Annotated in this window: 3 protein-coding genes; all 3 read right to left on the bottom strand. The window is 62.2% G+C overall.

Going from position 1 to position 2,338, the window contains the following annotated elements; all coding sequences use genetic code 11:
• Nucleotides 1–341: extracellular solute-binding protein (locus B4E36_RS18655; RefSeq protein ID WP_345900673.1), on the bottom strand; the 341-nt coding region annotated here is incomplete at its 3' end.
• Between the two features lie 154 nt (nt 342–495).
• Nucleotides 496–1,353: a carbohydrate ABC transporter permease gene (locus B4E36_RS18650; protein ID WP_292053788.1), complete on the bottom strand. Its 858-nt coding sequence runs from the start codon at nt 1,351–1,353 to the stop codon at nt 496–498.
• Complete coding sequence (locus B4E36_RS18645; RefSeq protein ID WP_018064922.1) at nt 1,350–2,234, bottom strand: carbohydrate ABC transporter permease; 885 nt, start codon at nt 2,232–2,234, stop codon at nt 1,350–1,352. The genes B4E36_RS18650 and B4E36_RS18645 overlap by 4 nt, the downstream gene beginning before the upstream one ends.
• Nucleotides 2,235–2,338 lie beyond the last annotated feature (104 nt).

The following is a 2,338-nucleotide window of genomic DNA, read 5'->3' as shown; positions in this document are numbered from 1 at the left end:
GAGGCCTTTTCCTCCTCGCTCATCGGGATCGGCACGATCAGGCCGTTTTCGGAAAGCTGCTTCAAGGTGCGCGAGCCCATATAGGCAAGGGCGATCGGCGTGCCGGCAACGGCGAGGTTGGTGGCCTTGTCCTGGCACTGGCCCCAACCGACGACCTCGGTCTCGACCTTGTAGCCGGGATTGTTCTTTTCCCATTCGGCGATGAAGCCGTCATAGCCTTCGGCAAGCTCGTCGCCGCACTGGATCATAGAGACGACCTTGTCTTCGGCGGAGGCGACGGAGGCCGAGGCGACAAGCGCGAGCGTTGCGACGCCAAGGCTGAGTTTCTTCAGATCAGGCATTTCAAATTCCCCTATCTTTCGTCCAGTTGATGATCGCCCGTGGACGGTGCGGGCCTTTGCGTTTCGGCAGTCAAACCCCTGCCGTTCAAACTGGCGGTCGCATGCGGCGCATGTTCTCCCGATCGCCAAATCAGTGGGCGGTTGAAACCGCCGGTCAGGTCTTCACCGCCCCCGCCGTCATGCCGGCGACGAGGTAGCGCTGAAGGAACAGGAACACGATGAACACCGGCAGGATGCCGACGAAGCTTGCCGCCATCAGCTCGTTCCAGATCACCTCCTGCCGGCCGAAGAAGGCGTAAAGCCCGACCGGAAGCGGCATGTATTCGGTCTTCGAATTGAAGGTCAGCGCGAAGATGAACTGCTGCGCGTAGATCGTCAGAAAGGCGGCGATCGCGATCACGGCGATGCCGGGCATGGCGAGCGGCACGATCACCCGGCGGAAGGTGTAGAACCGGCTTGCGCCATCGACCAGCGCCGCTTCCTCCAGCTCGCGCGGAATGCGCAGCATATAGGTTCTGAGAAGCCAGATACCGGTCGGGATGGTGAAGGCGACGCCGGGCACGATCATCGCGAAATAGGTGTTGATCAGCCCGAAGGAGCGCATCAGCCTAAACAGCGGGATCAGAAGTACCGCGCCCGAGAACATGTTGACCGCCAGGAACGCGCCGAGCAGCGGCCCGCGGCCCTTGAACTCGAACCGGGCGAAGGCATAGGCCGCCGGGGTCACGAAGATCACCGAAAGCGCCGTGCCGATGCCGGCGATCAGGATCGAGTTGAAGATATAGCGCCCGAGCAACGGCACCCGCTCCCACATGTCGAAATAGGCGGCGAGCGACGGGTCTTCCGGCCAGAACCTGTAGGGCGCGGAGAACAGGTGGTTGAGCGGCTTCAGCGACACCATGAAGCCCTCGAAGAATGGCGCCAGCACGAAGAACAGGAACACGGCGAGCCCGGCATAGACGCCGATCAGCTCATACCACTTGTAGTGATGGATGCGGGCGGTGGGTCTCATCGTGCGGCCTCCCCGGAAAAGCGGCTGACGGCGCGGAAATAGACGTAGCAGAAGATCGACAGGAAGATGCAGATCAGCACCGCCCGGGCAGCGCCCGCGCCGAACTTGTAGGAGCCGATCGCGACCTTGTAGGTATCGATGATCATCGTGGTGGTGGCATTAGAGGGGCCGCCCTTGGTCAGGATCCAGATGATGTCGAAGGAGTTGAAGGTCGAGATCAGAGAGATCATCGACATCGTCACCAGGGCCGGCACGATCAGCGGCAGCGTGATCCGGCGGAAGCGGTAGAACCGGCCGGCGCCATCGGTCCAGGCGGCTTCGTAGAGATCGGACGGGATCGACTGCACGGCGGCCAGCATGTAGATCGTCACCATCGGCACGCCGATCCAGACATCGGTGACGATGGTGGCGATGAAGGCGGAGGTGCCGGTGGCAAGGATCGGGAACGGGCCGTCGAGCAGGCCGAAGCGCTGCAGCAGGCCGGAAATCATGCCGAACTGGCCATTATACATCCAGCCCCACATGAAGATCCCGATCGCCATCGGCACGATCCATGGCGGCATGGCGAGCACCCGAAACAGGGTGCGGCCGGGCACGGCGGCGCTCAGGAGCAACGCGCCGAACACGCCGATCACCATTTTCGCGGCGACCGAGAAGAAGGTCCAGATGAAGGTGCGGATGATCACCTCGCCGAAGCCGCGCTCGAAGATCTTGAAATAGTTCTCCAGCCCGACCCAGTCATAGGTCCGCTTCAGCGAGGCATCGGTGAAGGAAAGGTTGATCGTATCGAGCAGCGGATAGGCGACGATCAGCAGGATATAGATCAGGGCGGGGGCGAGAAGGAGCCAGGCGAAGATGACGGCTGAGCGTTTGGTATCCATCCCGATCCCCCTCAGCCCGTCGCTTTCGCTTCGGCGGTCTCGCCGTGAAGAAGCGCGTCATAGCGGGCCCAGACCGGGGCGAGATCGACCACCTTGCGCTCGCG

It is taken from the genome of Martelella sp. UBA3392 (assembly GCF_002358775.1).
Lineage (GTDB): Bacteria > Pseudomonadota > Alphaproteobacteria > Rhizobiales > Rhizobiaceae > Martelella > Martelella mediterranea.
The sequence above is the reverse complement of the archived record's forward strand: the minus strand, read 5'-3'. Positions and strand labels throughout refer to the sequence as shown.